Genomic DNA, 25382 nt, shown 5'->3' with positions numbered 1-25382 from the left:
AACGACGCTAACAAACCGGAATCGCCATCGCTCCATGTGCTAAACAGTAACGCAGCCAGTCGGCCAGAAACTGGTTAATTTGATGCTTTTCGTCGCGTTGATGCAACTTTTTATTAGGATAATCATATCGCGCTTTGAAGCGAAAGATCTGCTGACTCGAACACACTTCGGCCACCATGGCGTCATGGTAGAGGCGAACGGTCATCGACGGCAGACTCCAGTAGCTCACCGCTGGCAGAGTCTGCTCTATCGCCACCAGAGTAGTGTAGCGGGTTGATTCCGTTATCGTTAACCGATATTGCGCGCTTCCCACCTGATAGCTCACCTTCTCACCCGCTGCATCCGTTCGCGGCAACAGGCGGCGCAACTGGGCGAAATTGGTCTCGCACAGGCGCATCATCTCAGGGAAGTCAGGTGTATAACGCTTCATTTTGTCCACTCGTTTCGTAAATTGTGATAATGCAATTGCAGCCATTGCAAGGCGATGACAGAGGCTGCGTTGTCGATTTTCCCCTCTTCTACCCACTGGTAAGCCTGCTCCCGGCTCACCACATGCACCCGAATATCCTCATTTTCCTCGGCCAGGCCGTGAATGCCTTTTGCCGTCGATGCATCAACTTCGCCCACCAGGATCGATAACCGTTCGCTGGTGCCGCCAGGACTGGCCAGATAGCTTAATATTGGTTTCGTCCGCCCAACTTCAAGGCCGGCCTCCTCCAGCGCTTCCCGACGGGCGACATCTTCTACCGTCTCACCCGCCTCGATCATGCCGGCGACCATTTCCAGCAGCCAAGGGCTCTCGCTGGTATCATAGGCGGCGATACGGATTTGTTCGACCAGCACCACTTCGTCCCGCACCGGGTCAAAGGGTAGCAAGACGGCGGCATGCCCGCGCTCAAAAATTTCACGGGTGACTTCGCCGCTCATGCCGCCGTTAAACAGACGGTGGCGAAAACGGTATAAATCGAGCGAAAAAAAACCACGATACAGCGTTTCGCGTGCAATAATTTCTACATCATTTTTGGAGAAGGTAATTCCCTGGTGAATGGGTTTGCTCATTGTCATGTCCTGCTAATCCGAAATGAGGGATTTCCAGACCGTTTGGCTACCGTTTTACGGTCCGTATGTTAGATTGGTGCAAATTACCGCCGGATGGCACGTAACGCCAACTTTTTACGGCGGCAGAATCGATACAATCAGCGGAATTTTTCTTAGAATTAGACCAGCGCTAAATGCTTCACAACAAGGAATGCAAATGAAGAAATTGCTCCCCATTCTTATCGGCCTGAGCCTGACCGGGTTCAGCGCCATGAGCCAGGCGGAAAACCTGCTTCAGGTTTACCAGCAGGCGCGCATCAGCAACCCCGATCTGCGTAAATCGGCAGCCGATCGTGACGCCGCGTTCGAAAAGATCAACGAAGCGCGCAGTCCTTTACTGCCTCAGCTCGGGCTGGGAGCGGATTATACCTATACCAGCGGCTTCCGTGATTATAAAGACCAGAATTCTAACGTCACCAGCGGCTCGCTGCAGTTAACGCAGGTTCTGTTTGATATGTCGAAATGGCGCGCCCTGACGCTGCAGGAAAAAACGGCAGGCATTCAGGATGTCACGTATCAGACCGATCAGCAAACGCTGATTCTGAATACCGCGACGGCCTACTTCAAAGTGCTGGCCGCCATCGACACGCTCTCTTATACCGAAGCGCAGAAACAGGCAATTTACCGCCAGTTGGATCAAACCACCCAGCGCTTTAACGTCGGTCTGGTGGCGATCACCGACGTGCAGAACGCCCGTTCACAATACGACGCCGTGCTGGCGAACGAAGTGACCGCGCGTAACGATCTCGACAACGCCGTGGAAGAGCTGCGCCAGGTTACCGGCAACTACTACCCGGAGCTGGCCTCCCTGAACGTAGACGGCTTCAAAACCAGCAAACCGCAGGCGGTGAACGCCCTGCTGAAGGAAGCGGAGAACCGCAACCTGTCGCTGCTGCAGGCGCGTCTGAGCCAGGATCTGGCCCGCGAGCAGATTCGCCAGGCGCAGGACGGCCATTTGCCGACCCTGGATTTGAACGCCTCGTCGGGCGTTTCCAACAACCGCTACAGCGGCTCAAACAGCATCACGCAAGATGCTGATATCGGTCAGAACAAAATCGGCCTGAGCTTCTCCATGCCGCTGTATCAGGGCGGGATGGTTAACTCGCAGGTTAAACAGGCGCAGTACAACTTCGTCGGCGCCAGCGAGCAGCTGGAAAGCGCTCACCGCAGCGTGGTCCAGACCGTGCGTTCTTCGTTTAACAACGTGAATGCCTCTATCAGCAGCATCAACGCCTACAAACAGGCGGTGGTCTCTGCGCAAAGCTCCCTGGATGCGATGGAAGCTGGCTACTCGGTGGGTACCCGTACTATCGTTGACGTCCTCGACGCCACCACCACGCTGTACAACGCCAAACAGCAGCTCTCGAATGCGCGCTACAACTACCTGATCAACGAGCTGAACATCAAGTCGGCGTTAGGTACGCTGAACGAGCAGGATCTGGTCGCCCTGAACAACACCCTGGGCAAACCGATCTCCACCTCCGCAGACAGCGTCGCGCCGGAAAATCCGCAGCAGGATGCCACTGCCGATGGTTACGGCAACACGACCGCGGCCGTGAAGCCGGCGTCTGCACGGACGACGACCCAAAGCAGCGGCAGCAATCCGTTCCGTCAGTAATTCTCATACTGTGACGCGCATCGCCTGTCCGTCGGACAGGCGATGCGTTAAACGTAAGGCAACGTAAAGATCCCCCGCTTAGCGCCCCTCTTCGCTTCATTTTCCACCACTCATCCTCTATCCTGAGCGTTAACACACGCCATACCACTGGGTCCTGGAAGACAAATATGAAACGGACAAAAAATATTAATCATTCGTCGTTCCGCAAAAGCTGGAGCGCACGCCACCTGACGCCAGTCGCCCTGGCCGTCACCGCGGTCTTTATGCTTGCCGGTTGTGAAAAAAGCGACGAAACGGTCTCGCTGTACCAGAACGCCGATGACTGCTCCGCCGCCAACCCGGGCAAAGCAGCCGAATGCACCACGGCCTACACCAACGCGGTGAAAGAAGCAGAGCGCACCGCGCCGAAATATGCCACCCGCGAAGACTGCGTCGCCGAGTTTGGCGAAGGCCAGTGCCAGCAAACGCCTGCCCAGGCGGGCGTCGCCCCGGAAAACCAGGCGCAGGCGCAAAGCAGCGGCAGCTTCTGGATGCCGCTGATGGCCGGCTACATGATGGGCCGCCTGATGGGCGGCGGCATGGCGCAACAGCAGCCGCTGTTCAGCTCCAAAAACCCGGCCAGCCCGGCCTACGGTCAGTACACTGACGCCAGCGGCAAGAGCTATGGCGCCGCCCAGCCGGGCCGCACCATGAACGTGCCGAAAACCGCGATGGCGCCGAAGCCAGCGACCACCACCACCGTCACCCGCGGGGGCTTCGGCGAGTCGGTGGCGAAGCAGTCGACCATGCAGCGTAGCGCCGCAGGCTCCACCTCCTCTTCTCGCTCAATGGGCGGCTAAGCAACATGGAAAGAGTCAGCATTACCGAGCGCCCGGACTGGCGCGAGAAAGCGACCGAATACGGCTTCAACTTCCACACCATGTACGGCGAGCCCTACTGGAGCGAAGAGGCTTATTACAAGCTGACCCTCGCCCAGGTGGAAAAGCTGGAGGAGGTCACCGCCGAGCTGCATCAGATGTGTCTTCAGGTGGTGGAAAAAGTGATCGCCAGCGATGAGCTGATGGCCAAATTCCGCATCCCTAAACACACCTGGGGCTTTGTGCGCCAGTCGTGGAAAACCAACCAGCCGTCACTCTACTCACGTCTCGACCTGGCCTGGGATGGCGTCGGCGAGCCGAAGCTGCTGGAGAACAATGCCGACACGCCGACCTCGCTGTATGAAGCGGCCTTCTTCCAGTGGATCTGGCTGGAAGACCAGCTCAATGCCGGCAAGCTGCCGGCGGGCAGCGATCAGTTCAACAGCCTGCAGGAAAAGCTAATCGATCGCTTCGGTGAGCTGCGCGAGCAGTTTGGCTTCCAGCTGCTGCATATGGCCTGCTGCCGCGATACCGTTGAAGATCGCGGCACCGTGCAATATCTGCAGGACTGCGCCGCCGAGGCGGGGCTGGCGACGGAATTCCTCTACATCGAAGATATTGGTCTGGGTGAAAAAGGCCAGTTTACCGATCTCCAGGATCAGGTGATTGGCAACCTGTTCAAGCTCTATCCGTGGGAGTTTATGCTGCGGGAGATGTTTTCCACCAAGCTGGAAGACGCCGGCGTCCGCTGGCTGGAGCCGGCGTGGAAGAGCATCATCTCCAACAAAGCGCTGCTGCCGATGCTGTGGGAAATGTTCCCTAATCATCCGAATCTGCTGGCGGCTTACTTCAGCGAAGATGCCCATCCGGAGATGGAGAAGTACGTCATTAAGCCAATCTTCTCCCGCGAAGGCGCCAACGTGTCGATCGTTGAGAATGGCAAAGTTTTGGAAGCCGTGGAAGGCCCGTACGGAGAAGAAGGCACAATCGTGCAGGAATTTTACCCGCTGCCGAAGTTTGGTGACAGCTACACGCTGATTGGCAGCTGGCTCATCAACGATCAGCCCGCCGGGATCGGCATTCGTGAAGACCGGGCGCTGATTACCCAAGATCTGTCGCGCTTCTATCCGCACATTTTCGTCGAATAATGTCGCGCTCCGGCGACGATACCGCCGCCGGAGCACAACCTATCAGGCGCCAACCACCACCGACAGCATACTCAACGAGCCCATCTCGATGCCATCGACCGGGGTCGAAGTCGCCTCAACGCCATCCCACGCCCCCAGGACGTATAACAGCGGCAGGAAATGCTCCGCCGTTGGGTTGGAGAGCGAACCCCCTTCATGTGCCAGGTAGTTAACCAGCGGGTGCTGATCGTCCGGGCCCTGCCACTGCAGATTCGCCTTCACGTAGTTGTTGAAGGACTCCGCCCACGGATACGGCGTGTTCTCGCCATGCCAGCGGGCGGTACGCAGGTTATGCACCACGTTGCCGCTGGCCACCAGCATAATGCCTTCATCACGCAGCGAGGCCAGCTTCCGCCCCATTTCAAGATGCCAGGCCGGCGGTTTGGTGCTGTCGATGCTCAGCTGAACCATCGGGATATCCGCCTGCGGATACATCTTAATCAGCACGCCCCATGAACCATGGTCAAATCCCCAGGCTTCTTTATCGAGGGTGACCGGCACCGGCGAGAGCAACTCCACCAGTCGTTGCGCCAGCGCCGGGGAACCCGGAGCCGGGTAATGGGTGTCATACAGCGCCTGCGGGAAGCCGCCGAAGTCGTGAATGGTCTTCGGGGCCTCCATCGCCGTCACGCCCGTACCGCGCGTGAACCAGTGCGCAGAGACCACCACGATCGCTTTCGGACGCGGCAGGGTTTCGCCCAGGTGAGCCCAGGCGCGGGTATAGCGATTGTCTTCCAGCACGTTCATTGGGCTGCCATGGCCGAGGAACAACGCGGGCATTCGGGTACGGGACATGATGATATCCTTAGGGTGTCAATGTGATGTGCTCACATTACGCGCTTTTGCGCCAGGATAAACTCAGATAACCATGATGATGATCGTCAGAAAATTTGAATGTAATTCGCGGTAAAGGGAGCTGTCCCGTACGCGCATCCTCAGGCAATATACTCGTATGCACTTATTTTCGCAGGGAGAGAAGCGATGTCATCACCCTTAATATTGACGCTGTTAGCCGGTAGCGCAACCTTTATTGGCGCCATATTCGGCGTGATTGGCCAGAAACCCTCTAACCGCCTGCTTGGCTTCTCCCTCGGCTTTGCCGCCTGGATCATGCTGTTGATTTCGTTGATGGAAATGCTGCCTGCCGCGCTGGCCGCCGAGGGCATGTCGCCGCTGCTCGGCTACGGAATGTTTGTTGTCGGCCTGCTGGGCTACTTTGGTCTCGATCGCCTGCTGCCGCACGCCCACCCGCAGGATCTGATGACCCCCGCCGCGCCGCGGCCGCGCAATTTACGCCGCACCGCCATTTTGCTGACGCTGGGTATCAGCCTGCATAATTTTCCGGAAGGCATCGCCACCTATGTCACGGCCAGCAACAACCTCGAGCTTGGCATGGGAGTGGCGCTTGCCGTTGCCCTGCACAATATTCCTGAAGGTTTGGCGGTTGCCGGGCCGGTATATGCCGCTACCGGATCGCGCAGCAAGGCGGTGCTCTGGGCCGGTCTTTCCGGCATGGCGGAGATTTTAGGCGGCGTGCTGGCGTGGCTGATTCTGGGCAGTCTGGTCTCGCCGCTGGTCATGGGCGCGATCATGGCCGCCGTCGCCGGGATTATGGTGGCGCTGTCGGTCGATGAACTGATGCCGCTGGCAAAAGAGATCGATCCGCAAAGCAACCCGAGCTATGGCGTCCTGTGCGGGATGTCGGTGATGGGGCTGAGCCTGGTGGTGCTCCAGACGATGGGTATCGGTTAAGGCGCAGAAACAATACAGCCCACTAAAAAGTGGGCTGTTTTCACTGGCGTTGTCAGCCGCTGATTAGCTGGCTTTACGCTCATGTTCGCGACGATAGGCCACCAGATCTTCAATCGTGACCACTGCCATATTATGCTGCTGAGCGAACTTGATGCACTCCGGCGCGCGGGCCATAGTGCCATCGTCATTGGTCAGCTCGCACAGCACGCCTGCCGGTTTGAAGCCGGCGAGGGTCACGAGATCGATAGTGGCTTCGGTGTGGCCGCCGCGGGTCAGTACGCCGCCCGGCTGCGCCCGCAGCGGGAAAACGTGGCCAGGACGGTTGAGATCGGAAGGTTTCGCGCCGTCGGCAATCGCCGCGCGGACGGTGGTCACGCGGTCGGCAGCGGAAACGCCGGTGGTCACGCCTTCGGCCGCTTCGATGGTGACGGTAAAGCCGGTGCCGTAGGCGCTGGTGTTGTTCTCCACCATCATCGGCAGATCCAGCTGTTTACGGCGATCTTCGGTCAGGCACAGGCACACTATGCCGCTGCCGTGACGAATGGTCAGCGCCATCTGCTCTACGGTCATGGTTTCGGCGGCGAAAATCATATCGCCTTCGTTTTCACGGTCTTCATCGTCAAGCACCATCACGCCGCGGCCTTCGCGCAGGGCGTTTAAAGCGTGTTCCACACGTTCAAAAGCGGTACCAAAAGAAGAAAGGAGCGTCTGATTCATGGTAAAAAAACCTCATTAAAATTATGGTTACCAGAATCAGGGCAGTCTTAGGAGCGCCGGTTTAGCGGCAAAAGTCAACGCGAGCGGGCCTGGGCCCGACTGTGCCGTTACTCTCTCCCATCCGGACTTTAACCGTCGGCCCCGGAATTACACCGGATCTGCTGACCTTCCCGTAGTCACGGGAAGCGCTCGCGGGCTTTCAACGCCATGGTTGATTTACCGCCGGTGGGGAATTTCGCCCCGCCCTGAGAATAAGCGAGATAACTATAACGCTATTGACTATCCTCGGCAATGCATAAGCTTCAAACATTTCTGGTTTATAGGCGGCCTGGTTCGCACTACAATGATCAATCATCCGACCCGAGCAGGAAACCACCATGATTGACCCGAAAAAAATTGAACAAATCGCCCGCCAGGTCCATGAGTCGATGCCAAAAGGACTTCGCGATCTGGGTGAGGATGTTGAGAAGAAAATCCGCCAGGCGCTGCAGTCGCAGCTGACCCGTCTGGATCTGGTTAGCCGCGAAGAGTTTGACGTGCAGACTCAGGTTCTGCTGCGGACCCGCGAAAAACTGGCGCTGCTGGAACAGCGCCTGAATGACCTTGAAAACCGCCCGGCGACGACGCCTGGCAGCGAAGAGCAGCAGTAAAAAAACGGGCCCTCAGGGGCCCGTTTGCGTTGGCTTAGTGTGCGGCTTCCGCCGGGCTGTTCACCTGACGACAGTACAGTTCATAGCGCTGGCAAAACCATTCACGATGTTCTTCATCCATATTGCCGACGATGGCCTGAAGATCAACTGGCTGGCCCTGGGCGTGCATTCTGGCGAAACTCCGCGCCAAAAAATCAAAATTCTTCATTGAATACATATCGTTATGGTTCATGCGCATACTCCTTCAGCGGTGGATGTTCTGATCAGTCATATGCCTTTTACTCACTTCAGTATTTACGCTTACCTTAACGCTATTTGTACGAAAAATGCGCTTAATGTGATTATTTATTGCGCCATATCATTTTCCACATCATTAAATAAAAACGGCCCGCGATATCGCTATCGCAGGCCGTGATGCCGCACCGTTCTGGTGGGTGAATAGCGAAACGGTTATTTTTCGCTATCTTTCTGTATTTTCTTAATAATGTTGGTGGTTGAGCACCCATCTTCAAAGTTGAGCACCAGCACTTCGCCACCGTTCGCCCAGACCTCTTCACTGCCGGCGATCTGTTCCGGTTTGTAGTCGCCGCCTTTGACCAGCAGATCCGGCAGGATCCCGGCAATCAGGCGCTGCGGTGTATCTTCTTCGAAGGAGACCACCCAGTCGACCGCCTCCAGCGCCCCCAGCACGATCATCCGCTGCTCCAGCGGGTTAACCGGGCGGGTTTCGCCTTTCAGACGTTTGGTGGAGGCATCGCTGTTGACCGCCACGATCAGACGGTCGCCCAGTTTGCGCGCATTCGCCAGATAGGAGACATGGCCGGCGTGCAGAATGTCGAAGACGCCGTTGGTCATAACCACTTTCTCGCCGCGCTTGCGCGCTGCCGCAACCGCCTGTTTGAGTTCCTCTTCGCTCATCACGCCGAAGCCAGTCTCAGCCCGGCCGCGAACCGCATTTTCCAGCTCGACAGGAGAAACGGTGGAGGTCCCCAGCTTGCCAACCACCACGCCCGCCGCGGCGTTGGCGAAATAGCAGGCCTCTTCCAGGGTATTGCCGGAGGCCAGGGTCGCCGCCAACACGCCAATCACCGTGTCGCCGGCGCCGGTGACATCGTACACTTCCTGGGCCTGGGTCGGCATATGCAGCGGCGGACGCCCCGGCTGCAGCAGCGTCATCCCCTGCTCAGAGCGCGTCACCAGCAGCGCTGACAGTTCGAATTCGGCGATGAGCTTCATGCCGCGCTCAACGATCTCCGCTTCATTCTGGCACTTGCCCACCACCGCTTCAAACTCAGAGAGGTTCGGCGTGAGCAGCGTTGCGCCGCGATAGCGTTCGAAATCGGTACCTTTCGGATCGATCAGCACCGGCACGCCTGCTTCACGGGCGAGCTTGATCATCGTCTGGACGCTGGTCAGCGCCCCTTTAGCGTAGTCCGAGAGAACCAGCGCGCCAATCGAGCCCAGCGCCTGCTGAATGCGCTCGTGCATCGGCTGCGGATCAACGCCGGAAAAGCCCTCTTCAAAGTCGAGGCGGATCAGCTGCTGGTTGCGCGACAGCACCCGCAGCTTGGTGATGGTCGGGTGAGTCGGGACGGAGACAAAGTCGCACTTCACATTGACGTTGGCCAGCGCCTGGCTCAGCGCGCGGGCGGCGTCATCAATCCCGGTCAATCCCACCAGGCGCGACGTCGCCCCCAGGGAGGCGATGTTCATCGCTACGTTTGCCGCGCCGCCGGGACGTTCTTCGATATTTTCCACCTTCACCACCGGCACCGGGGCTTCCGGGGAAATACGACTGGTGGGGCCGTACCAGTAGCGGTCCAGCATCACATCACCCACCACCAACACTCCTGCACGTTCAAACTCCGGCAGCGTTACTTTCATGACTCTCTCCTGCGAGACGCAAACTTTGCGCGCGATAATAGCACACCCGATTTTATAGTTAAGCCATCAGCCACTTCTGCCAGCTGGCGCTGACCTGCTCACGCTCCCGGCTGAATGCCTCTGGCGCCACGTGTCCCGGCAGCTCCTGCAGGGCCAGGTGATGGAGCGCATCACGCAAGGTGGTGTACGCGTGCGTTAAGGCTCGCGCTTCCTCCTCGTCCATGATGTCGTTCTGCGCCAGCAGCTCGAGAATACGCACGTTATCAGACCAGCGGGTCAACTTCGGCTTGTCGCTGGCATAGCGTAGGACCAGATACTGGGTAATAAATTCAATATCCGTGATCCCACCGGCATCGGCTTTGATATCAAAACGATCGGCATGTTTATTGCCGAGGTGGGCGCGCATCTTCTCACGCATCTCGCGAACTTCGGTCTGCAGGGTCGCGCCATCCCGCGCGGTGGTCAGGATATCGCGACGAATGGCGTCAAATCGCGCCTGCAGCGCCGGGTCGCCATAGACCACGCGAGCGCGCACCAGCGCCTGATGCTCCCATGTCCAGGCTTCGTTCTGCTGATAGTCGGCAAACGCGTCGGCGGTGGTGACCAGCATCCCCGCCGCGCCGGAAGGGCGCAGCCGGGCGTCAACTTCGTAGAGAATACCGGACGAGGTGCGGGTGCTGAACAGGTGCATGATCCGCTGAGCCAGCCGCAGGTAGAACTGACGGCCGTCGATCTCCCGCTCGCCGTCGGTCATCACCTCCGCCGGGCAGTCATGGAGGAACACCAGGTCGAGATCGGAACTGTAGCCCAGCTCCCAGCCGCCGAGCTTGCCGTAGCCGACGACGGCGAAGCCGCGCCCCTGGCGATCGTGCAGGTGGGTCGGCTGGCCGTAGCGGGCCACCATCTGTCCCCATGCCTGCTGCACCACCGCGTCGAGGATCGCTTCGGCAAGCCAGGTTAAGTGATCGCTGACCTTCATCACCGGCAGCGTGCCGGCGATATCCGCCGCGGCGATATGCAGCTGCTGCGCCTGCTTGAACTGGCGCAGTGCCTCCAGCTGCTGCTCTTCATCCTCTTCCGGCACGCGCAGCAGATACTGGCGCAGCTCGTCGCGATAGGCATCGGTCGCCGTCGGCTGATAGAGGGTGTTGGGATCCAGCAGTTCATCAAGCAGCAGCGGGTGGCGCGCCAGCTGGCTGGCGACCATCGGCGACGCCGCGCAGAGCGTAATCAGGTGCTTCAGCGCGCCGGGGAATTCGCTCAGTAGCTCAAGATAGGTGGTGCGAGTGACGATCCCGGTCAACAGCGGCGTGATCCGCGCCAGAGGCAGAGGCGCATCGGCGCGCGAGCAGATTTCGCTCAGCAGATGCGGCATCAGTTGATCCAGCACCTGGCGGCCTCGCGGGCCGATGGTGCGCCGATCCAGCTCTTTACGGAAATCAGCAATTAGCGCCAAAACGCTGCGGCGGTCGGCGTCGTTTAAATGCGCCAGCGCCGGGCTGGCGTCATCTTCTTCCAGCGCATCCTGCCACAGTTCGCGCCAGTACTCCGCCAACTGCTCATCCGGCGACTGGGCCTCATCATCGCCGATCAGCTCATTAAACACCCGCCGCACGCTGGCCATATGGCTCGCCAGCTGCGCGCTCAGCGTCTCCCAGTCGTCGGTATGCATCCCCCACGCCAGCCTGGCGCGGTTCAGTTCATCCTGCGGCAGAGTCTGAGTCTGCTCATCGTTGATGCTCTGCAGCAGATTTTCCAGCCGGCGCAGGAACAGATAGGCCGCGCGCAGCAGCGTCGCGTCGCCTTCCGGCAGCAGATGCAGCTCATCAATCGCCGCCAGCGTCGGCAGCAGCGCCCGCTGCTGCAGCGCAGGTTCGCGACCGCCGCGGATCAGCTGAAAGACCTGCACGATAAACTCAATTTCACGGATCCCGCCGGCGCCGAGCTTGATGTTGTCTTTCAGCCCGCGACGCCGTACTTCGCGAGCGATCATGCCTTTCATGTTACGCAGCGACTGGATCACGCTGAAGTCGATATAGCGGCGGAAGACGAAGGGGCGAAGCATCGCGCGCAGCTCGCTGGCGTAGGCGTCGTCGTTATCGCCCATGATCCGCGCTTTCACCATCGCGTAGCGTTCCCAGTCCCGGCCCTGCTCCTGGTAATAATCCTCCAGCGCCGCAAAGCTGAGCACCAGCGGCCCGCTGTCGCCAAACGGCCGCAGGCGCATGTCCACCCGATAAACAAAGCCGTCCTGCGTCGGCTGGTCGAGCGCCTTGATAAGCCGCTGCCCCAGGCGGGTAAAGAACTGGGCGTTATCCAGCTCGCGGCGGCCGCCGCGGGTGGCGCCATGCTCGGGCCAGGCAAAAATCAGATCGATATCGGAAGAGAAGTTCAGCTCGCCGCCGCCCAGCTTTCCCATCCCGAGGATCAGCAGCGGCTGCGGCTGGCCCTCGGCATTGCAGGGCGTTCCCCACTCTTTACAGCAGGCGGCGTACAGCCAGTCGCGGGCGGCGACAATCAGGGTCTCCGCCAGGACGCTCAACTGCTGCAGCGTCTCTTCTTCGCTTACCAGCGACAGCGCCTGCGCCCAGGCGATGCGGACCATCATATGACGGCGGAAAAGACGCAGCTCTCGCATCAACCCCGCTTCGTCAGCCACCGCCTGCAGGCGTTCCTGCAGCCAGATCTCATAATGCCGCCACTCTTCCGCCTCCGGTGAAGACTGGGCAAGCTCGTTCAGCCAGCCTGGCTGGGCGATCACACTCTGTTCGACAAAATCACTGAACGCCATCACCGACCTGGCCTGCGGGCTCAGTTCGGCGACGGGGAAATCCGCTGGCAGGCGGTCAGCGACCGTCTGCCAGTGCTGCTGTAACTGCGAAGAAAGCGGCATCATAGGGGCTCCCTAGCCTGTAATTATCGTTTTCCACTATGCAGCCAGAACGGCTCGGCAGCCAGCGCCTGGCGACGGAAATATTCAAAGACGCTGCGGTCGTCATGCTCTATCGCACGCTGTAGTTCCTGCCAGTTCTCCAGCCACGGCGCGACGGCGTCGCCATAGGCGCCCGCCAGCAACTGGACGCTGTCGATGTCGCGCGCCAGCTTCGGCAGCTGGTCGGCGGCATCCTCCACCGCCAGGTGCTGCACGGCGCCGCGCAGCTCAGCCGCCGCCCGGGAAAGGTGAATATCGGCAAACCGTTTGAACGATCCGGCTATTTTTTTCTCTCCCGCCTCGTTGAGGAACGGACGCCAGCCGCGCTGGACCAGCCATTCGGTCAGCGCCAGTTTGGCGGCGACGACCTCGGTGCGGAATAACGTCTCATCGGCGGTGTCCGCGGCCAGCAGCGCCGCTTCGGCGTCGTTCAGCAACGCGCGGAGGTGGGTGGTCGCCTTCCGCGGCACGATGCCGCCGAACAGCACCAGCGCATGGCGCACGCGGGCTATCGCCAGCAGGATTTCCGCTTTGGCTTTCGCGTTGCCGCGCAGCCAGACCTCATCGTGATACAGCCAGTGCGCCAGGGCGCTCTCCAGCGCCGCCTCCAGCCCCTGCTCCACGCTGGCCTTCGCCGCCACCGGCAGCACCGCCAGCCGGGTTACCGGGCGCTCGTCGTTGCCTTGCGCCAGATGATACCCGCGCGCGGCTTTGCTCAGGCTCCCCTGACGCAGGACGCCGCTCTCCAGCAAACGCTGCGCGAGGCGCAGCAGATCGGCGGTCTCCCCGGCGAGCAGCTCCAGCTCCAGCTCGCAGATCGGCTCCTGATGCTCGCCCGCCTTCACTTCGCCGCGATCGAGGGCAATCTCAATTTCACTCTTTCCTTCCTGGATCACCCAGCGTTCACGGGCAAAGTCGGTGCTGAACAGCGGTTGCACATGCTCCGCCAGCGCGGCTGGAAGTTCCCCTTGCGGCCAGACCTCCGCCGGCAGGCGCTCAAGCGCCAGCTCCGGTTTATCCAGTGGAATATTGTATTCCGGGCGCTGGTGCAGGCCGCCCACCACCCGACCGGCGATTTTCAGCGTCATCTCATAACGCCCCTGGTCGCCGCGGATGCGCAGCCCCATGTCGTGACGACGCAGCCAGTTATCGGCGGTTTCATAGTAAATGTTCAGCAACTGGCCCGCGGGCGTATGTTTCGCCTCGAGCGCATTGAGCTGCTCGCGCAGCGTCTCTACCCCATCCTGAGCGACGATAAACTTAAGTTCGATTTCTTGAGCCATGACTGAATTCTTCCGCTTCTGTGCTGCGCCGACAAATTGCGGCGAACTTACGACGATATTTTTTGTCAGTAGATAGTATTTTGCGGCGAATCGCCATGCAACGCGCTTTTTGCCGGGCCACCTCCTGGATGATTCCGATTGTGGTGGAAAACTTTGCGTCGCTCTGGCGATGCCTCTACTATCGTTCCACTTTTTATGACCAAACGATGACCTGATGCCAAAATTACGCCTGATTACTTTTACTTTGCTCGCGCTTAGCGCCGCCACGGCGGTTCACGCAGAAGAAAAGCGCTACGTTTCCGATAAGCTGAACACCTGGGTTCGCAGCGGCCCGGGCGATAATTATCGTCTGGTCGGCACCATCAACGCCGGGGAAGAAGTGTCGGTGCTGCAAACCAACGACAGCACCAGTTACGCGCAGATCCGCGACGCGAATGGGCGTACCGCCTGGATCCCGCTGAAAGAGCTGAGCAACGAGCCCAGCCTGCGCACCCGCGTCCCGGATCTGGAAAACCAGGTCAAAACGCTGACCGATAAGCTGAATAATATCGACGCCACCTGGAACCAGCGCACGGCGGATATGCAGAAGAAAGTCGCCGGCAGCGACAGCGTGATCAACGCGTTGAAAGACGAGAACCAAAAGTTGAAAAACGAGCTGGTTGTCGCGCAGAAGAAGGTGAATGCGGCGAATCTGCAGCTTGATGATAAACAGCGCACCATTATCATGCAGTGGTTTATGTACGGCGGCGGCGTGCTGGGCGTCGGTTTGCTGCTGGGTCTGGTGCTGCCGCATCTGGTGCCAAGCCGCAAACGTAAAGACCGGTGGATGAACTAATTCGTCTTCTCTGCCAGACTTACGTATCATCTTGCGAAAAACAGATACGGGAGAATCAGGCGTGAAGAGTTATCTGGTCGGTGGTGCGGTGCGCGACGCGCTGTTAGGACTGCCGGTCAAAGACCGAGACTGGGTGGTGGTGGGCGCCACCCCGCAACAGATGCTTGACGCGGGCTATCAGCAGGTAGGCCGCGACTTTCCCGTGTTCCTTCATCCGCAAAGCCGGGAAGAGTATGCCCTGGCTCGCACCGAGCGCAAATCCGGCGCAGGCTATACCGGTTTTACCTGCTATGCCGCCCCGGACGTCACTCTTGAGGCGGATCTGCTGCGCCGCGACCTGACGGTCAACGCCCTCGCCCAGGATGCCGACGGCACGATTATCGACCCCTACGGCGGACAAAACGATCTCCGCCAGCGCCTGCTGCGCCATGTCTCTCCCGCCTTTAGCGAAGACCCGCTGCGCGTGCTGCGCGTGGCGCGTTTTGCCGCCCGCTATGCCCATCTCGGTTTTCGCATCGCCGAAGAGACCCAGACCCTGATGGCCGCCATGGTTGAGGCCGGCGAACTGGCCCATTTAACGCCGGAGCGGGTGTGGAAAGAGACGGAAAGCGCGTTGACCACCCGCAACCCGCAGGTCTTTTTCCAGACGCTGCGCGACTGCCAGGCCCTCAAGGTGCTGTTCCCGGAGATTGACGCCCTGTACGGCGTGCCGGCCCCGGCCAAATGGCACCCGGAAATCGATACCGGCCTGCACACCCTGATGACCGTCACGATGGCCGCGATGCTATCGCCGGACGTCGAGGTGCGCTTCGCCACCCTGTGCCATGACCTCGGCAAAGGGCTGACGCCGAAAGCGCTCTGGCCGCGTCACCACGGCCATGGCCCGGCGGGAGTCAAGCTGGTGGAGCAGCTCTGCGCACGTCTGCGGGTGCCGAACGATATCCGCGATCTCGCGAAACTGGTGGCGGAGTACCATGATCTGATCCACACCCTGCCGATCCTGCAGCCAAAAACCCTCGTCAAACTTTTCGACAGCATTGACGCCTGGCGTAAACCGCAGCGCGTGCAACAGATCGCCCTCACCAGCGAAGCCGACGTCCGCGGGCGCACCGGCTTTGAGGCCAGCGATTATCCGCAGGGGCGCCTGCTGCTGGAGGCCTGGGAAGTGGCGCAGTCGGTCTCCACCAAAGAGGTGGTAGCGGCGGGCTTTAAAGGGGCGGAAATTCGCGAGGAGCTGACGCGGCGGAGAATTGCGGCGGTGGCGCAGTGGAAGGAACAGCGTTGCCCCCAGCCGCAAGGCTGAGGGCGCAGGCCTTAGAAAAAGACCACGTAAACCGCTGCCGCGACGATAAAGCGGTAGATAGCGAACGGAATGAACGAGATCCGTTTGATCAGCTGCAGGAAGGTTTTAATCGCAATCAGCGCCACGATAAACGCCATCACGAAGCCGACGGCAAACATCGGAACATCGCCCATGTTGAGGAAGCCGATGCTCTTGTAGACGTCCAGCACCGTGGCGCCCATCATCATCGGTACCGCCAGCAGGAATGAGAACTCCGACGCCGCGTAGCGGCTGACGCCCATCAGCATGCCGCCGGAGATGGTCGCCCCTGAGCGGGAGAAGCCCGGCCACAGCGCCAGGCACTGGAAGCAGCCGATAACGAATGCCTGACGATAGGTCATATCGTCAATCCCGACCGCGCGCGGCTGTTTCGGCTTCAGCACTTCCGCCGCAATTAACAGCACACCGCCGACAATCAGGGCGTACATCACGTTTACCGGGTTAAACAAGGACTTAATGGTGTCGTGGAAAATAAGCCCCATCACCACCGCGGGGATCATGCCGAGAAGGATATGGATAAGCGATAAGCGACCGCTGCCCTTGCCTTCATGCGCCGGCGGCTTGCCGAAATGGATGCCGATCAGGCCGAACAGGCGACGCCAGAACATCACCACCACGGCGAGTATCGAGCCTAGCTGAATAACCACTTCAAAGGTATTTGCCGTATCACCTTCAAACCCCAGCAGGTGACCAACAATAATCATATGACCGGTACTGGAAACAGGTAAAAATTCTGTTAACCCCTCAACCACACCCAATATTGCCGCCACCAGCAGCGAGTGTATATCGCTCATCCAATTAAACCCTTTAAAAAAGTAAAATGAAAAAAACCAGGAACACGGTATCGTTCAACAGGCATAACCCGGCTGCCAGAGGGCGCGCAATCCGCAGCATACACGGCGTACACAAGGATTCACCTGCCGTTCTGGTAGGAGATCGCCAGTAAAATTGCCTGATGACCGGATGCTATGACCGGTATAAACGCAATTTGTTTAACAAGTATGACCTGAAAAGTTTTGTTTCAGATTAAGGCCACGTTCAATAATCACCCCGACGTTTGCCGCGCGAGCCACGGCGCCAGGTTTGCTGACTTTAATGCGCACCCATGGCGACTGGAATGTCTCCAGCAGCAGGTCGGCCACCTCTTCCGCCACCCGCTCCACTAACGCGAATTTTCCCCCCTCAACATGCGCGATGACGCGCTCGCTGATATCAGCATAGCTAAGGCAATCGCTGACATCATCGCTGGCGGCCGCCTTGCGGTTATCCCATGCAATTTCGATATCGAACACCAGCTTCTGTTCAATGGTTTGTTCCCAGTCATAAACACCAATGGTGGTGATTACCGAAAGTTGCTCTATAAATACAATATCCATCACGCCCTGCCTGCTTTTTAGCTAAACCGGATACCACTTCCGGCGAATTATGCGTATTATCCACAGATGCAGAGAATACAACGACATTTTCAAAACGGAACAGCGTTATGAGTGCAATCGCGCCTGGACTGGTACTCCTCGCCTACCTCTGCGGCTCCATTTCCAGCGCCATTCTGGTATGTCGCCTTGCTGGCCTGCCCGACCCACGCGACAGCGGCTCAGGCAACCCCGGGGCCACTAACGTACTACGAATCGGCGGAAAAGGGGCGGCCGTAGCGGTACTTATTTTTGATGTGCTGAAGGGCATGCTGCCGGTATGGGGCGCTTGGGCGCTGGGCCTGACGCCGTTCTGGCTGGGTTTAGTGGCGATTGCCGCCTGCGTGGGCCACATCTGGCCAGTCTTCTTTCATTTCCGCGGCGGTAAAGGCGTCGCCACGGCCTTCGGCGCTATCGCCCCCATCGGCCTCGACCTGACCGGCGTGATGGCCGGGACCTGGCTGCTGACCATCCTGCTCAGCGGTTACTCTTCCCTTGGCGCTATCGTCAGCGCGCTGATCGCTCCGTTCTACGTCTGGTGGTTCAAACCGCAGTACACCTTCCCGGTGTCGATGCTCTCCTGCCTGATCCTGCTGCGCCATCACGACAACATTCAGCGTCTGTGGCGCCGCCAGGAGAGCAAAATCTGGACGCGGGTGAAGAAGAAAAAAACGCCAGAAGAGAAGTAATCTCCCCTCCCGGCCACCCCAGCCGGAGGGATCCCCGGTTCTATTTAGCGGTCTCACCCGCTCTTTCGCCTTACGTCATCATGATTGGCGATCATCGCCACATCCCCCTTTTGTAACAATGCATTAGCGGCGACCCACAGCAAAATTCCCGCCAGCGACCGGCGGCGCGGCGTGAACCGCGCTGACGCCTTTTCCGCCGCGGCCAGGCAACGGTTCAGGATATTGACGGCAATGATTATCCGGGTGAATAATCCGGAGCGGTTATGCCGCTTTCCCCTCGCGCCCGATGCGACGCTCCGGGTAACAGATGACATAAGCGTTTCGTATGACCGGGATAATCTCCCGCCGATCAATACTCATTGCTGCTGTTTTATCTTGATTTTGCAGGGGCGCAACATTGCACGGCACCGTGTTACCACCACTCAAAAAAGGCTGGCAGGCCACGCTGGATCTGCGCTTTCAGCAGGCCGGCGGCAAGACCGTTCTCGCCAGCGCCCAACACGTCGGCCCGCTGACCGTCCAGCGCCCGTTTTACCCGGAAGAAGAGACCTGTCATCTCTATCTGCTTCATCCCCCCGGCGGCATCGTCGGCGGTGATGAGCTGACGATTAGCGCCCACCTTGATCCCGGCTGCCATACCCTGATAACCATGCCTGGCGCCAGCAAGTTTTACCGCAGCAGCGGCGCGCAAGCGCTTTTGCGCCAGCAGTTGACCCTCGCCCCGCAGGCGACCCTGGAGTGGCTCCCGCAGGATGCCATCTTCTTTCCCGGGGCGAACGCCCGGCTGTCCACCACCTTTCACCTTTGTGCCTCCAGCACGCTGCTGGCCTGGGATCTGCTCTGCCTTGGCCGCCCGGTGATTGGCGAAACCTTCAGCCACGGCACCCTCAGCAACCGGCTGGAGGTATGGGTGGACGATGAGCCGCTGCTGGTCGAGCGCCTGCACCTGCAGGAGGGAGAGCTGTCCAGCGTCGCCGGACGCCCCTGGGTCGGCACGCTGCTGTGCTATCCGGCAACCGATGCCCTGCTCGACGGGGTGCGCGACGCGCTGGCGCCGCTCGGCCTCTACGCCGGCGCCAGCCTGACCGACCGCCTGCTGACGGTGCGCTTCCTCAGTGACGATAATCTGGTTTGCCAGCAGGTGATGCGCGACGTCTGGCAGTTTCTGCGCCCTCATCTCACCGGCAAATCCCCCGTACTTCCCCGAATCTGGCTGACTTAAGAGAACGTTATGGAACTGACCCCCCGAGAAAAAGACAAGCTGTTGCTGTTTACCGCCGCGCTGGTGGCGGAACGCCGCCTGGCCCGCGGCCTGAAGCTCAACTATCCGGAGTCCGTGGCCCTGATCAGCGCCTTTATTATGGAAGGCGCCCGCGACGGCAAAAGCGTGGCCTCGCTGATGGAGGAAGGCCGTCACGTCCTGACCCGCGAGCAGGTGATGGAGGGCGTCCCGGAAATGATCCCGGATATCCAGGTCGAAGCCACCTTCCCGGACGGCTCGAAGCTGGTCACCGTTCACAACCCGATTATCTGAGGTAGCGCCATGATCCCCGGTGAATATCACGTTAAGCCCGGCCAGATAGCCCTCAACACCGGCCGGGCGACCTGTCGCGTGGTCGTTGAAAACCACGGCGATCGGCCGATTCAGGTCGGTTCGCACTACCATTTCGCCGAGGTCAACCCGGCGCTGAAGTTCAACCGTCAGCAGGCCACCGGCTATCGCCTGAATATCCCGGCCGGCACGGCGGTACGCTTTGAACCTGGCCAGAAACGCGAGGTTGAGCTGGTGGCCTTCGCCGGTCACCGCGCCGTTTTCGGCTTCCGCGGCGAGGTCATGGGCCCTCTGGAGGCAAACGATGAGTAATATTTCACGCCAGGCCTATGCCGACATGTTCGGCCCCACCATCGGCGACAAGGTGCGCCTGGCCGATACCGAGCTGTGGATAGAGGTGGAGGACGATTTGACCACCTACGGGGAAGAGGTCAAATTCGGCGGCGGCAAAGTGATCCGCGACGGGATGGGTCAGGGACAGATGCTGGCCGCCGACTGTGTCGACCTGGTGCTCACCAATGCGCTGATCGTCGATCACTGGGGGATCGTTAAGGCCGATATCGGTGTGAAGGACGGTCGGATCTTCGCCATCGGCAAAGCCGGCAACCCCGACATTCAGCCCAACGTCACCATCCCCATCGGCGCCGCGACGGAAGTCATTGCCGCCGAAGGAAAAATCGTCACCGCCGGCGGGATCGATACCCATATTCACTGGATCTGTCCGCAGCAGGCGGAAGAGGCGCTGGTCTCCGGCGTGACCACCATGGTCGGCGGCGGCACCGGCCCGGCGGCGGGTACCCATGCCACCACCTGCACCCCGGGGCCATGGTATATCTCACGCATGCTGCAGGCGGCCGACAGCCTGCCGGTCAATATCGGCCTGCTGGGCAAGGGCAACGTTTCTCAGCCGGACGCTCTGCGCGAGCAGGTGGCGGCGGGCGTTATTGGCCTGAAGATCCATGAGGACTGGGGCGCCACCCCGGCGGCGATCGACTGCGCGTTAACCGTCGCCGATGAGATGGATATTCAGGTCGCGCTGCACAGCGACACGCTCAATGAGTCCGGTTTTGTGGAAGATACCCTCGCCGCCATCGGCGGGCGCACCATTCACACCTTCCATACCGAAGGGGCCGGCGGAGGCCATGCGCCGGATATCATCACCGCCTGCGCCCACCCGAACATTTTGCCGTCCTCCACCAACCCAACGCTGCCCTACACCCTTAACACCATCGATGAACATCTCGATATGCTGATGGTCTGCCACCATCTGGACCCGGACATCGCCGAGGACGTGGCCTTTGCCGAGTCGCGCATTCGCCGGGAAACCATCGCTGCGGAAGACGTGCTGCACGACCTTGGCGCCTTCTCGCTCACCTCCTCGGATTCGCAGGCCATGGGCCGCGTCGGGGAAGTGGTTCTCCGCACCTGGCAGGTGGCGCACCGCATGAAGGTGCAGCGCGGAGCGCTGGCGGAGGAGACCGGGGATAACGACAACTTCCGCGTGAAGCGCTACATCGCCAAATACACCATCAACCCGGCGCTGACCCACGGCATCGCACACGAAGTCGGCTCCATTGAGGTGGGTAAGCTGGCGGACCTTGTGGTCTGGTCGCCTGCCTTCTTCGGCGTGAAACCGGCCACCGTGATCAAAGGCGGCATGATCGCCATCGCGCCGATGGGCGATATCAATGCCTCTATTCCAACCCCGCAGCCGGTGCACTACCGTCCGATGTTTGGCGCGCTGGGCAGCGCCCGCCATCACTGCCGCCTCACCTTCCTGTCGCAGGCGGCGGCGGACAACGGCGTTGCCGAGCGGCTGAACCTGCGCAGCGCGATCGCCGTGGTGAAAGGCTGCCGTACGGTGCAGAAAGCCGACATGGTGCACAACAGCCTGCAGCCTAACATCACCGTCGACGCGCAGACTTATGAGGTGCGGGTGGATGGCGAACTCATCACCAGCGAGCCGGCAGAGGTTCTGCCGATGGCGCAACGTTATTTTCTGTTTTAAGGAGAGCGGATGCTTTATTTAACTCAACGTCTGGAGACCCCCGCCGCCGCGACCGCCAGCGTTACGCTGCCGATTGATGTTCGCGTCAAAAGCCGGGTAAAAGTCACCCTCAACGATGGCCGGGAAGCCGGCCTGCTGCTGCCCCGCGGGCTGCTGCTGCGCGGCGGCGATGTGCTCAGCAACGAAAACGGCACCGAATTTGTGCAGGTGATTGCCGCTGATGAAGGAGTGTCGGTGGTGCGCTGCGACGATCCGTTTATGCTGGCGAAGGCCTGCTACCACCTCGGCAATCGTCACGTACCGCTGCAGATTATGCCGGGCGAGCTGCGCTACCATCACGATCACGTGCTGGACGATATGCTGCGCCAGTTCGGCCTGACGGTGACCTTTGGCCAGCTGCCGTTCGAGCCGGAAGCCGGCGCTTACGCCAGCGAAAGCCACGGTCATCATCATGCTCATCATGACCACCACGCTCACAGCCACTAGCATGTCGACAGCGGAACAACGCCTGCGGCTGATGCAGCTGGCCAGCAGCAACCTGCCGGTAGGGGGTTACAGCTGGTCCCAGGGGCTGGAGTGGGCTGTGGAAGCCGGATGGGTGCCGGACGTCGCGGCCTTCGAGCGCTGGCAGCGACGGCAGATGACGGAAGGCTTTTTTACCGTCGACCTGCCGCTGTTCGCCCGCCTGTACCGCGCCTGCGAACAAGGCGATATCGCCGCGGCCCGGCGCTGGACGGCTTATCTGCTGGCCTGCCGGGAGACCCGTGAACTGCGGGAGGAAGAGCGCAACCGCGGCGCGGCGTTTGCCCGCCTGCTTGGCGACTGGCAGCCGGACTGTCCACCGCCGTGGCGCACGCTGTGCCAGCAAAGCCAGCTCGCCGGGATGGCCTGGCTCGGCGTGCGCTGGCGCATCGCGCTGCCCGAGATGGCCCTAAGCCTGGGCTACAGCTGGATTGAGAGCGCCGTGATGGCCGGCGTTAAGCTGGTGCCCTTCGGCCAGCAGGCCGCTCAACAGCTGATTTTACGTCTTTGCGACCACTACGCGGCGGCGATGCCCCGCGCGCTGGCCGCGCCGGACGGCGATATCGGATCGGCCACGCCGCTCGCCGCCATCGCCTCTGCCCGGCATGAAACCCAATACTCCCGATTATTCCGTTCCTAGGAGAAGCCATGAATTCTTATAAACACCCGCTGCGCGTCGGCGTTGGCGGCCCGGTCGGCTCCGGTAAAACCGCCCTGCTGGAAGCGCTGTGCAAAGCGATGCGCGATACCTGGCAGCTGGCGGTGGTCACCAACGACATCTACACCAAAGAAGATCAGCGCATCCTCACTGAAGCGGGCGCGCTGGCGCCTGAACGCATTGTCGGGGTGGAAACCGGCGGCTGCCCGCACACGGCGATCCGTGAAGATGCCTCGATGAACCTCGCCGCGGTGGAAGCGCTGAGTGAAAAGTTCGGTAACCTCGACCTTATCTTCGTGGAAAGCGGCGGCGATAACCTGAGCGCCACCTTCAGCCCGGAGCTGGCGGATCTGACCATCTATGTTATCGACGTGGCCGAAGGGGAGAAGATCCCGCGCAAAGGCGGGCCGGGGATCACCAAATCCGATTTTCTGGTGATCAATAAAACCGACCTTGCCCCCTATGTGGGCGCTTCACTGGAGGTGATGGCGAGCGATACCCAGCGTATGCGCGGCGATCGCCCATGGACCTTCACCAACCTGAAGCGTGGCGACGGCCTGAGCACCATTATTGCCTTCCTCGAAGACAAAGGCATGCTCGGCAAATAGGCCTTTTGCACCAGCCGGGCGCAAGCGCGTCCGGATGGTGCAGCCCCTGCCCTCTCTTCTATCACCCTGCACCACCCTCCCCGCCACGCCTGCCCTGCAATATGGCATAAGGTTTGCTAATTCAAGTCATGCCTAACCATTAAGGAATGACTATGTCATCACTGGATCTCAACCCTGAATTACCCGCGACCGCGCGGACTTCCGGCTCCCGGGAAACCTTAGAAGATTACACCTTACGTTACGCCCCGCTGAGCTTCCGCCGCTGGGGACCGGGCGTCGTCGCGGTCACGGCGCTGGGCGGCATCGCCTATCTGGCGGACTTTTCCATCGGCGCCAGCATCGGTATGGCCTGGGGCACCAGCAACGCCATCTATTCGATCCTGGTGGCGGCGCTGGTGATCTTCCTCACCGGCATTCCGTTGGCGATCACCGCCGCGCGCTACAACATTGACCTTGACCTGATCACCCGCAGCGCCGGCTTCGGCTATTTCGGCTCGGTGATCACCAGCATTATTTTTGCTGGCTTCACCTTTATCTTCTTCGCCCTCGAAGGCTCGATCATGGCCCAGGGGCTGCTGGTGGGCCTCGGGATCCCACTGTGGATGGGGTATCTGATCGCCACCCTGATGGTGCTCCCGCTGGTGGTCTATGGCATGAAAGCCCTGACCCGCCTGCAGGTGTGGACCACTCCGCTGTGGCTGGTGCTGATGGTGGTGCCGGTGGTGTGGCTGATTGTCAAAGATCCGCAGCTGGTGGACGGCTTCCTGCATTTCGCCGGTAAAAACAGCGCGTCGACGGTGGATATCACCGCCATCATGCTCGGCGCCGGGGTATGCCTGTCGCTGATCATGCAGATTGGCGAGCAAATTGATTACCTGCGCTTTATGCCGCCTAAAACCGCTGAGAACCGTAAAGCCTGGTGGCTGGCGGTCTTTTCCGCCGGCCCGGGCTGGGTGGTGCTAGGCGCGATCAAACAGATTATCGGCGCTTTCCTCGGCTTCTATCTGTTGACCCGTTTCCCGACGGTACACAATACCGAACCGGTGCAGCAGTTCGTCAGCGTCTTCGATAACCTGGTGCCCGGCTGGCTGGCTCTGACGCTGGCGGTGGTGCTGGTGGTGATCTCGCAGATCAAAATTAACGTCACCAATGCCTATTCCGGCTCGCTGGCGTGGACCAGCGCCTGGACCCGCACCACCAAACGCTATCCGGGGCGGATTATTTTTGTGGTGGTCAACCTGGCGATTGCCCTGGCGCTGATGGAAGGCGATATGTTCAGCGCCCTGTCGTGGATCCTCGGCTTTTACTCCAACTTCGCCATCGCCTGGGTCGTGGTGGTGGCGACCGACATCACCTTTAATAAAGGCTTGCTCAAGCTGGCGCCGGCGCAGCCGGAGTATCGTCGCGGCATGATCTACAACGTGAACCCGGTGGGCGTAGTCTCCTTTGGCCTGGCCGCCGGGCTGTCGATCTGCGCCTTCTTCGGCCTGCTGGGGGCGACGCTGGCGCCCTTCTCGCCGCTGATTGCGCTGGTCGTCGCCTTTGTCATGACCCCGCTGATGGGGATCCTCACCCGCGGGCGCTACTACATTAAGCAGAGAGATGACGGGATCGCCGAACCGCGCTATGACGCGGCGGGGAACGCCTCGACCACCGTATATCAATGCGTTAGCTGTGAGGAAGAGTACGAGCGCCCGGACGTGATGCACTCGCATAAGCATAAGGGCGCCATCTGCTCGCTGTGTAAAAGTATGGAGTAGTCAGGAAGGCAGGCCGAC

General features: G+C 60.1%; 27 protein-coding genes, 2 pseudogenes and 1 riboswitch. Of the genes and pseudogenes, 18 read left to right on the top strand and 11 right to left on the bottom strand.

What is annotated here, in order from left to right; translation table 11 throughout:
- Positions 1 to 7: 7 nt before the first annotated feature.
- Both LGM20_RS03645 and nudF read right to left on the bottom strand, forming a co-directional pair.
- Complete coding sequence (locus LGM20_RS03645; protein WP_004205239.1) at positions 8 to 430, bottom strand: DUF1249 family protein; 423 nt, start codon at positions 428 to 430, stop codon at positions 8 to 10.
- Positions 427 to 1059 (bottom strand): ADP-ribose diphosphatase, encoded by a 633-nt coding sequence (gene nudF / locus LGM20_RS03640; RefSeq protein WP_004205241.1) that lies wholly within the window; start codon positions 1057 to 1059, stop codon positions 427 to 429. Before nudF ends, LGM20_RS03645 begins: the two co-directional genes overlap by 4 nt.
- A gap of 196 nt (positions 1060 to 1255) precedes the next feature.
- Between nudF and tolC the strand changes: the two genes are divergently transcribed.
- The 3 genes from tolC to LGM20_RS03625 all read left to right on the top strand — a co-directional run bounded on the left by tolC (position 1256) and on the right by LGM20_RS03625 (position 4721).
- Positions 1256 to 2716, top strand: coding sequence for an outer membrane channel protein TolC (gene tolC / locus LGM20_RS03635; RefSeq protein WP_023291030.1), 1461 nt, complete (start codon positions 1256 to 1258; stop codon positions 2714 to 2716).
- A 167-nt stretch (positions 2717 to 2883) separates the two neighbouring features.
- Positions 2884 to 3555: a DUF1190 family protein gene (locus LGM20_RS03630; RefSeq protein WP_002916849.1), complete on the top strand. Its 672-nt coding sequence runs from the start codon at positions 2884 to 2886 to the stop codon at positions 3553 to 3555.
- Between the two features lie 5 nt (positions 3556 to 3560).
- Positions 3561 to 4721: a glutathionylspermidine synthase family protein gene (locus LGM20_RS03625; protein ID WP_023291031.1), complete on the top strand. Its 1161-nt coding sequence runs from the start codon at positions 3561 to 3563 to the stop codon at positions 4719 to 4721.
- A gap of 42 nt (positions 4722 to 4763) precedes the next feature.
- Here the strand turns inward: LGM20_RS03625 and ygiD are convergent, their stop codons facing one another.
- Entirely contained in the window at positions 4764 to 5555 is a 792-nt protein-coding gene (gene ygiD, locus LGM20_RS03620; RefSeq protein WP_044524729.1) for a 4,5-DOPA-extradiol-dioxygenase, read from the bottom strand.
- A gap of 186 nt (positions 5556 to 5741) precedes the next feature.
- On the opposite strand from ygiD, the gene zupT reads away from it, so the two are divergent.
- Positions 5742 to 6512, top strand: a complete 771-nt coding sequence (zupT, locus tag LGM20_RS03615; protein ID WP_044524730.1) for a zinc transporter ZupT — start codon at positions 5742 to 5744, stop codon at positions 6510 to 6512.
- Between the two features lie 63 nt (positions 6513 to 6575).
- Here the strand turns inward: zupT and ribB are convergent, their stop codons facing one another.
- Positions 6576 to 7229: a 3,4-dihydroxy-2-butanone-4-phosphate synthase gene (gene ribB, locus LGM20_RS03610; RefSeq protein WP_023159075.1), complete on the bottom strand. Its 654-nt coding sequence runs from the start codon at positions 7227 to 7229 to the stop codon at positions 6576 to 6578.
- Between the two features lie 105 nt (positions 7230 to 7334).
- Positions 7335 to 7486, bottom strand: a riboswitch (FMN riboswitch).
- A gap of 120 nt (positions 7487 to 7606) precedes the next feature.
- On the opposite strand from ribB, the gene ubiK reads away from it, so the two are divergent.
- On the top strand, positions 7607 to 7879 hold the full coding sequence (ubiK, locus tag LGM20_RS03605; protein WP_004174355.1) for a ubiquinone biosynthesis accessory factor UbiK: 273 nt from the start codon (positions 7607 to 7609) through the stop codon (positions 7877 to 7879).
- Positions 7880 to 7913: 34 nt separating this feature from the next.
- Here the strand turns inward: ubiK and glgS are convergent, their stop codons facing one another.
- Positions 7914 to 8111 (bottom strand): cell surface composition regulator GlgS, encoded by a 198-nt coding sequence (gene glgS / locus LGM20_RS03600; RefSeq protein WP_004205248.1) that lies wholly within the window; start codon positions 8109 to 8111, stop codon positions 7914 to 7916.
- On the opposite strand from glgS, the pseudogene LGM20_RS03595 reads away from it, so the two are divergent.
- Positions 8103 to 8249, top strand: a pseudogene (locus LGM20_RS03595) (hypothetical protein); the annotation flags it as partial. The gene glgS and the pseudogene LGM20_RS03595 overlap by 9 nt on opposite strands.
- A gap of 80 nt (positions 8250 to 8329) precedes the next feature.
- Here LGM20_RS03595 and hldE read toward each other — a convergent pair.
- The 3 genes from hldE to LGM20_RS03580 are packed head-to-tail and all read right to left on the bottom strand — an operon-like array spanning position 8330 to position 13978.
- Complete coding sequence (gene hldE / locus LGM20_RS03590; RefSeq protein ID WP_023291033.1) at positions 8330 to 9763, bottom strand: bifunctional D-glycero-beta-D-manno-heptose-7-phosphate kinase/D-glycero-beta-D-manno-heptose 1-phosphate adenylyltransferase HldE; 1434 nt, start codon at positions 9761 to 9763, stop codon at positions 8330 to 8332.
- Positions 9764 to 9821: 58 nt separating this feature from the next.
- The gene (gene glnE, locus LGM20_RS03585; protein ID WP_077255386.1) at positions 9822 to 12659 is read right to left on the bottom strand and encodes a bifunctional [glutamate--ammonia ligase]-adenylyl-L-tyrosine phosphorylase/[glutamate--ammonia-ligase] adenylyltransferase; all 2838 of its coding nucleotides are present in this window, start codon (positions 12657 to 12659) and stop codon (positions 9822 to 9824) included.
- A gap of 20 nt (positions 12660 to 12679) precedes the next feature.
- A complete protein-coding gene (locus tag LGM20_RS03580; RefSeq protein ID WP_044524736.1) occupies positions 12680 to 13978 on the bottom strand; it encodes a CYTH domain-containing protein in 1299 nt (432 codons plus the stop codon).
- A gap of 214 nt (positions 13979 to 14192) precedes the next feature.
- Here LGM20_RS03580 and LGM20_RS03575 point away from each other — a divergent pair, with 214 nt between their 5' ends.
- On the top strand, positions 14193 to 14813 hold the full coding sequence (locus tag LGM20_RS03575) for a TIGR04211 family SH3 domain-containing protein (RefSeq protein WP_044524738.1): 621 nt from the start codon (positions 14193 to 14195) through the stop codon (positions 14811 to 14813).
- A gap of 61 nt (positions 14814 to 14874) precedes the next feature.
- The gene (locus LGM20_RS03570; RefSeq protein ID WP_023291037.1) at positions 14875 to 16116 is read left to right on the top strand and encodes a multifunctional CCA addition/repair protein; all 1242 of its coding nucleotides are present in this window, start codon (positions 14875 to 14877) and stop codon (positions 16114 to 16116) included.
- Positions 16117 to 16127: 11 nt separating this feature from the next.
- Here the strand turns inward: LGM20_RS03570 and bacA are convergent, their stop codons facing one another.
- Together bacA and folB are read right to left on the bottom strand one after the other, a co-directional pair.
- Entirely contained in the window at positions 16128 to 16949 is an 822-nt protein-coding gene (gene bacA / locus LGM20_RS03565) for an undecaprenyl-diphosphate phosphatase (protein ID WP_023291038.1), read from the bottom strand.
- 198 nt (positions 16950 to 17147) lie between these two features.
- A complete protein-coding gene (folB, locus tag LGM20_RS03560; RefSeq protein WP_004150923.1) occupies positions 17148 to 17531 on the bottom strand; it encodes a bifunctional dihydroneopterin aldolase/7,8-dihydroneopterin epimerase in 384 nt (127 codons plus the stop codon).
- 107 nt (positions 17532 to 17638) lie between these two features.
- On the opposite strand from folB, the gene plsY reads away from it, so the two are divergent.
- Both plsY and LGM20_RS26525 read left to right on the top strand, forming a co-directional pair.
- Positions 17639 to 18256 carry a glycerol-3-phosphate 1-O-acyltransferase PlsY gene (gene plsY / locus LGM20_RS03555; RefSeq protein WP_004205257.1) on the top strand — a complete coding sequence of 206 codons (618 nt, stop codon included), beginning with the start codon at positions 17639 to 17641 and terminating at the stop codon, positions 18254 to 18256.
- Between the two features lie 122 nt (positions 18257 to 18378).
- Positions 18379 to 18507: pseudogene (locus tag LGM20_RS26525) on the top strand (hypothetical protein).
- A gap of 10 nt (positions 18508 to 18517) precedes the next feature.
- Here the strand turns inward: LGM20_RS26525 and LGM20_RS03545 are convergent.
- Positions 18518 to 18664 (bottom strand): hypothetical protein, encoded by a 147-nt coding sequence (locus LGM20_RS03545; RefSeq protein WP_032428993.1) that lies wholly within the window; start codon positions 18662 to 18664, stop codon positions 18518 to 18520.
- Between LGM20_RS03545 and LGM20_RS03540 the strand changes: the two genes are divergently transcribed.
- The 8 genes from LGM20_RS03540 to LGM20_RS03505 all read left to right on the top strand — a co-directional run bounded on the left by LGM20_RS03540 (position 18654) and on the right by LGM20_RS03505 (position 25364).
- Complete coding sequence (locus tag LGM20_RS03540) at positions 18654 to 19478, top strand: urease accessory protein UreD (protein ID WP_032454085.1); 825 nt, start codon at positions 18654 to 18656, stop codon at positions 19476 to 19478. The genes LGM20_RS03545 and LGM20_RS03540 overlap by 11 nt on opposite strands.
- 9 nt (positions 19479 to 19487) lie before the next feature.
- The gene (locus LGM20_RS03535; protein ID WP_002916871.1) at positions 19488 to 19790 is read left to right on the top strand and encodes an urease subunit gamma; all 303 of its coding nucleotides are present in this window, start codon (positions 19488 to 19490) and stop codon (positions 19788 to 19790) included.
- 9 nt (positions 19791 to 19799) lie between these two features.
- Positions 19800 to 20120, top strand: a complete 321-nt coding sequence (locus LGM20_RS03530) for an urease subunit beta (protein ID WP_023291040.1) — start codon at positions 19800 to 19802, stop codon at positions 20118 to 20120.
- Positions 20113 to 21816 carry an urease subunit alpha gene (gene ureC / locus LGM20_RS03525; protein WP_023291041.1) on the top strand — a complete coding sequence of 568 codons (1704 nt, stop codon included), beginning with the start codon at positions 20113 to 20115 and terminating at the stop codon, positions 21814 to 21816. Before LGM20_RS03530 ends, ureC begins: the two co-directional genes overlap by 8 nt.
- A 9-nt stretch (positions 21817 to 21825) precedes the next feature.
- Complete coding sequence (gene ureE / locus LGM20_RS03520; RefSeq protein WP_044524740.1) at positions 21826 to 22302, top strand: urease accessory protein UreE; 477 nt, start codon at positions 21826 to 21828, stop codon at positions 22300 to 22302.
- A 1-nt stretch (position 22303) separates the two neighbouring features.
- On the top strand, positions 22304 to 22978 hold the full coding sequence (locus tag LGM20_RS03515) for an urease accessory protein UreF (RefSeq protein WP_032428994.1): 675 nt from the start codon (positions 22304 to 22306) through the stop codon (positions 22976 to 22978).
- A gap of 8 nt (positions 22979 to 22986) precedes the next feature.
- Positions 22987 to 23604, top strand: coding sequence for an urease accessory protein UreG (gene ureG, locus LGM20_RS03510; protein WP_023291043.1), 618 nt, complete (start codon positions 22987 to 22989; stop codon positions 23602 to 23604).
- 152 nt (positions 23605 to 23756) lie between these two features.
- Positions 23757 to 25364, top strand: a complete 1608-nt coding sequence (locus tag LGM20_RS03505; protein ID WP_044524742.1) for a purine-cytosine permease family protein — start codon at positions 23757 to 23759, stop codon at positions 25362 to 25364.
- Positions 25365 to 25382: the final 18 nt, after the last annotated feature.

The sequence above is a fragment of the Klebsiella quasipneumoniae subsp. quasipneumoniae genome, assembly GCF_020525925.1.
GTDB classification, from domain to species: Bacteria; Pseudomonadota; Gammaproteobacteria; order Enterobacterales; family Enterobacteriaceae; genus Klebsiella; species Klebsiella quasipneumoniae.
This window is presented reverse-complemented; position numbering and strand designations above follow the sequence as displayed.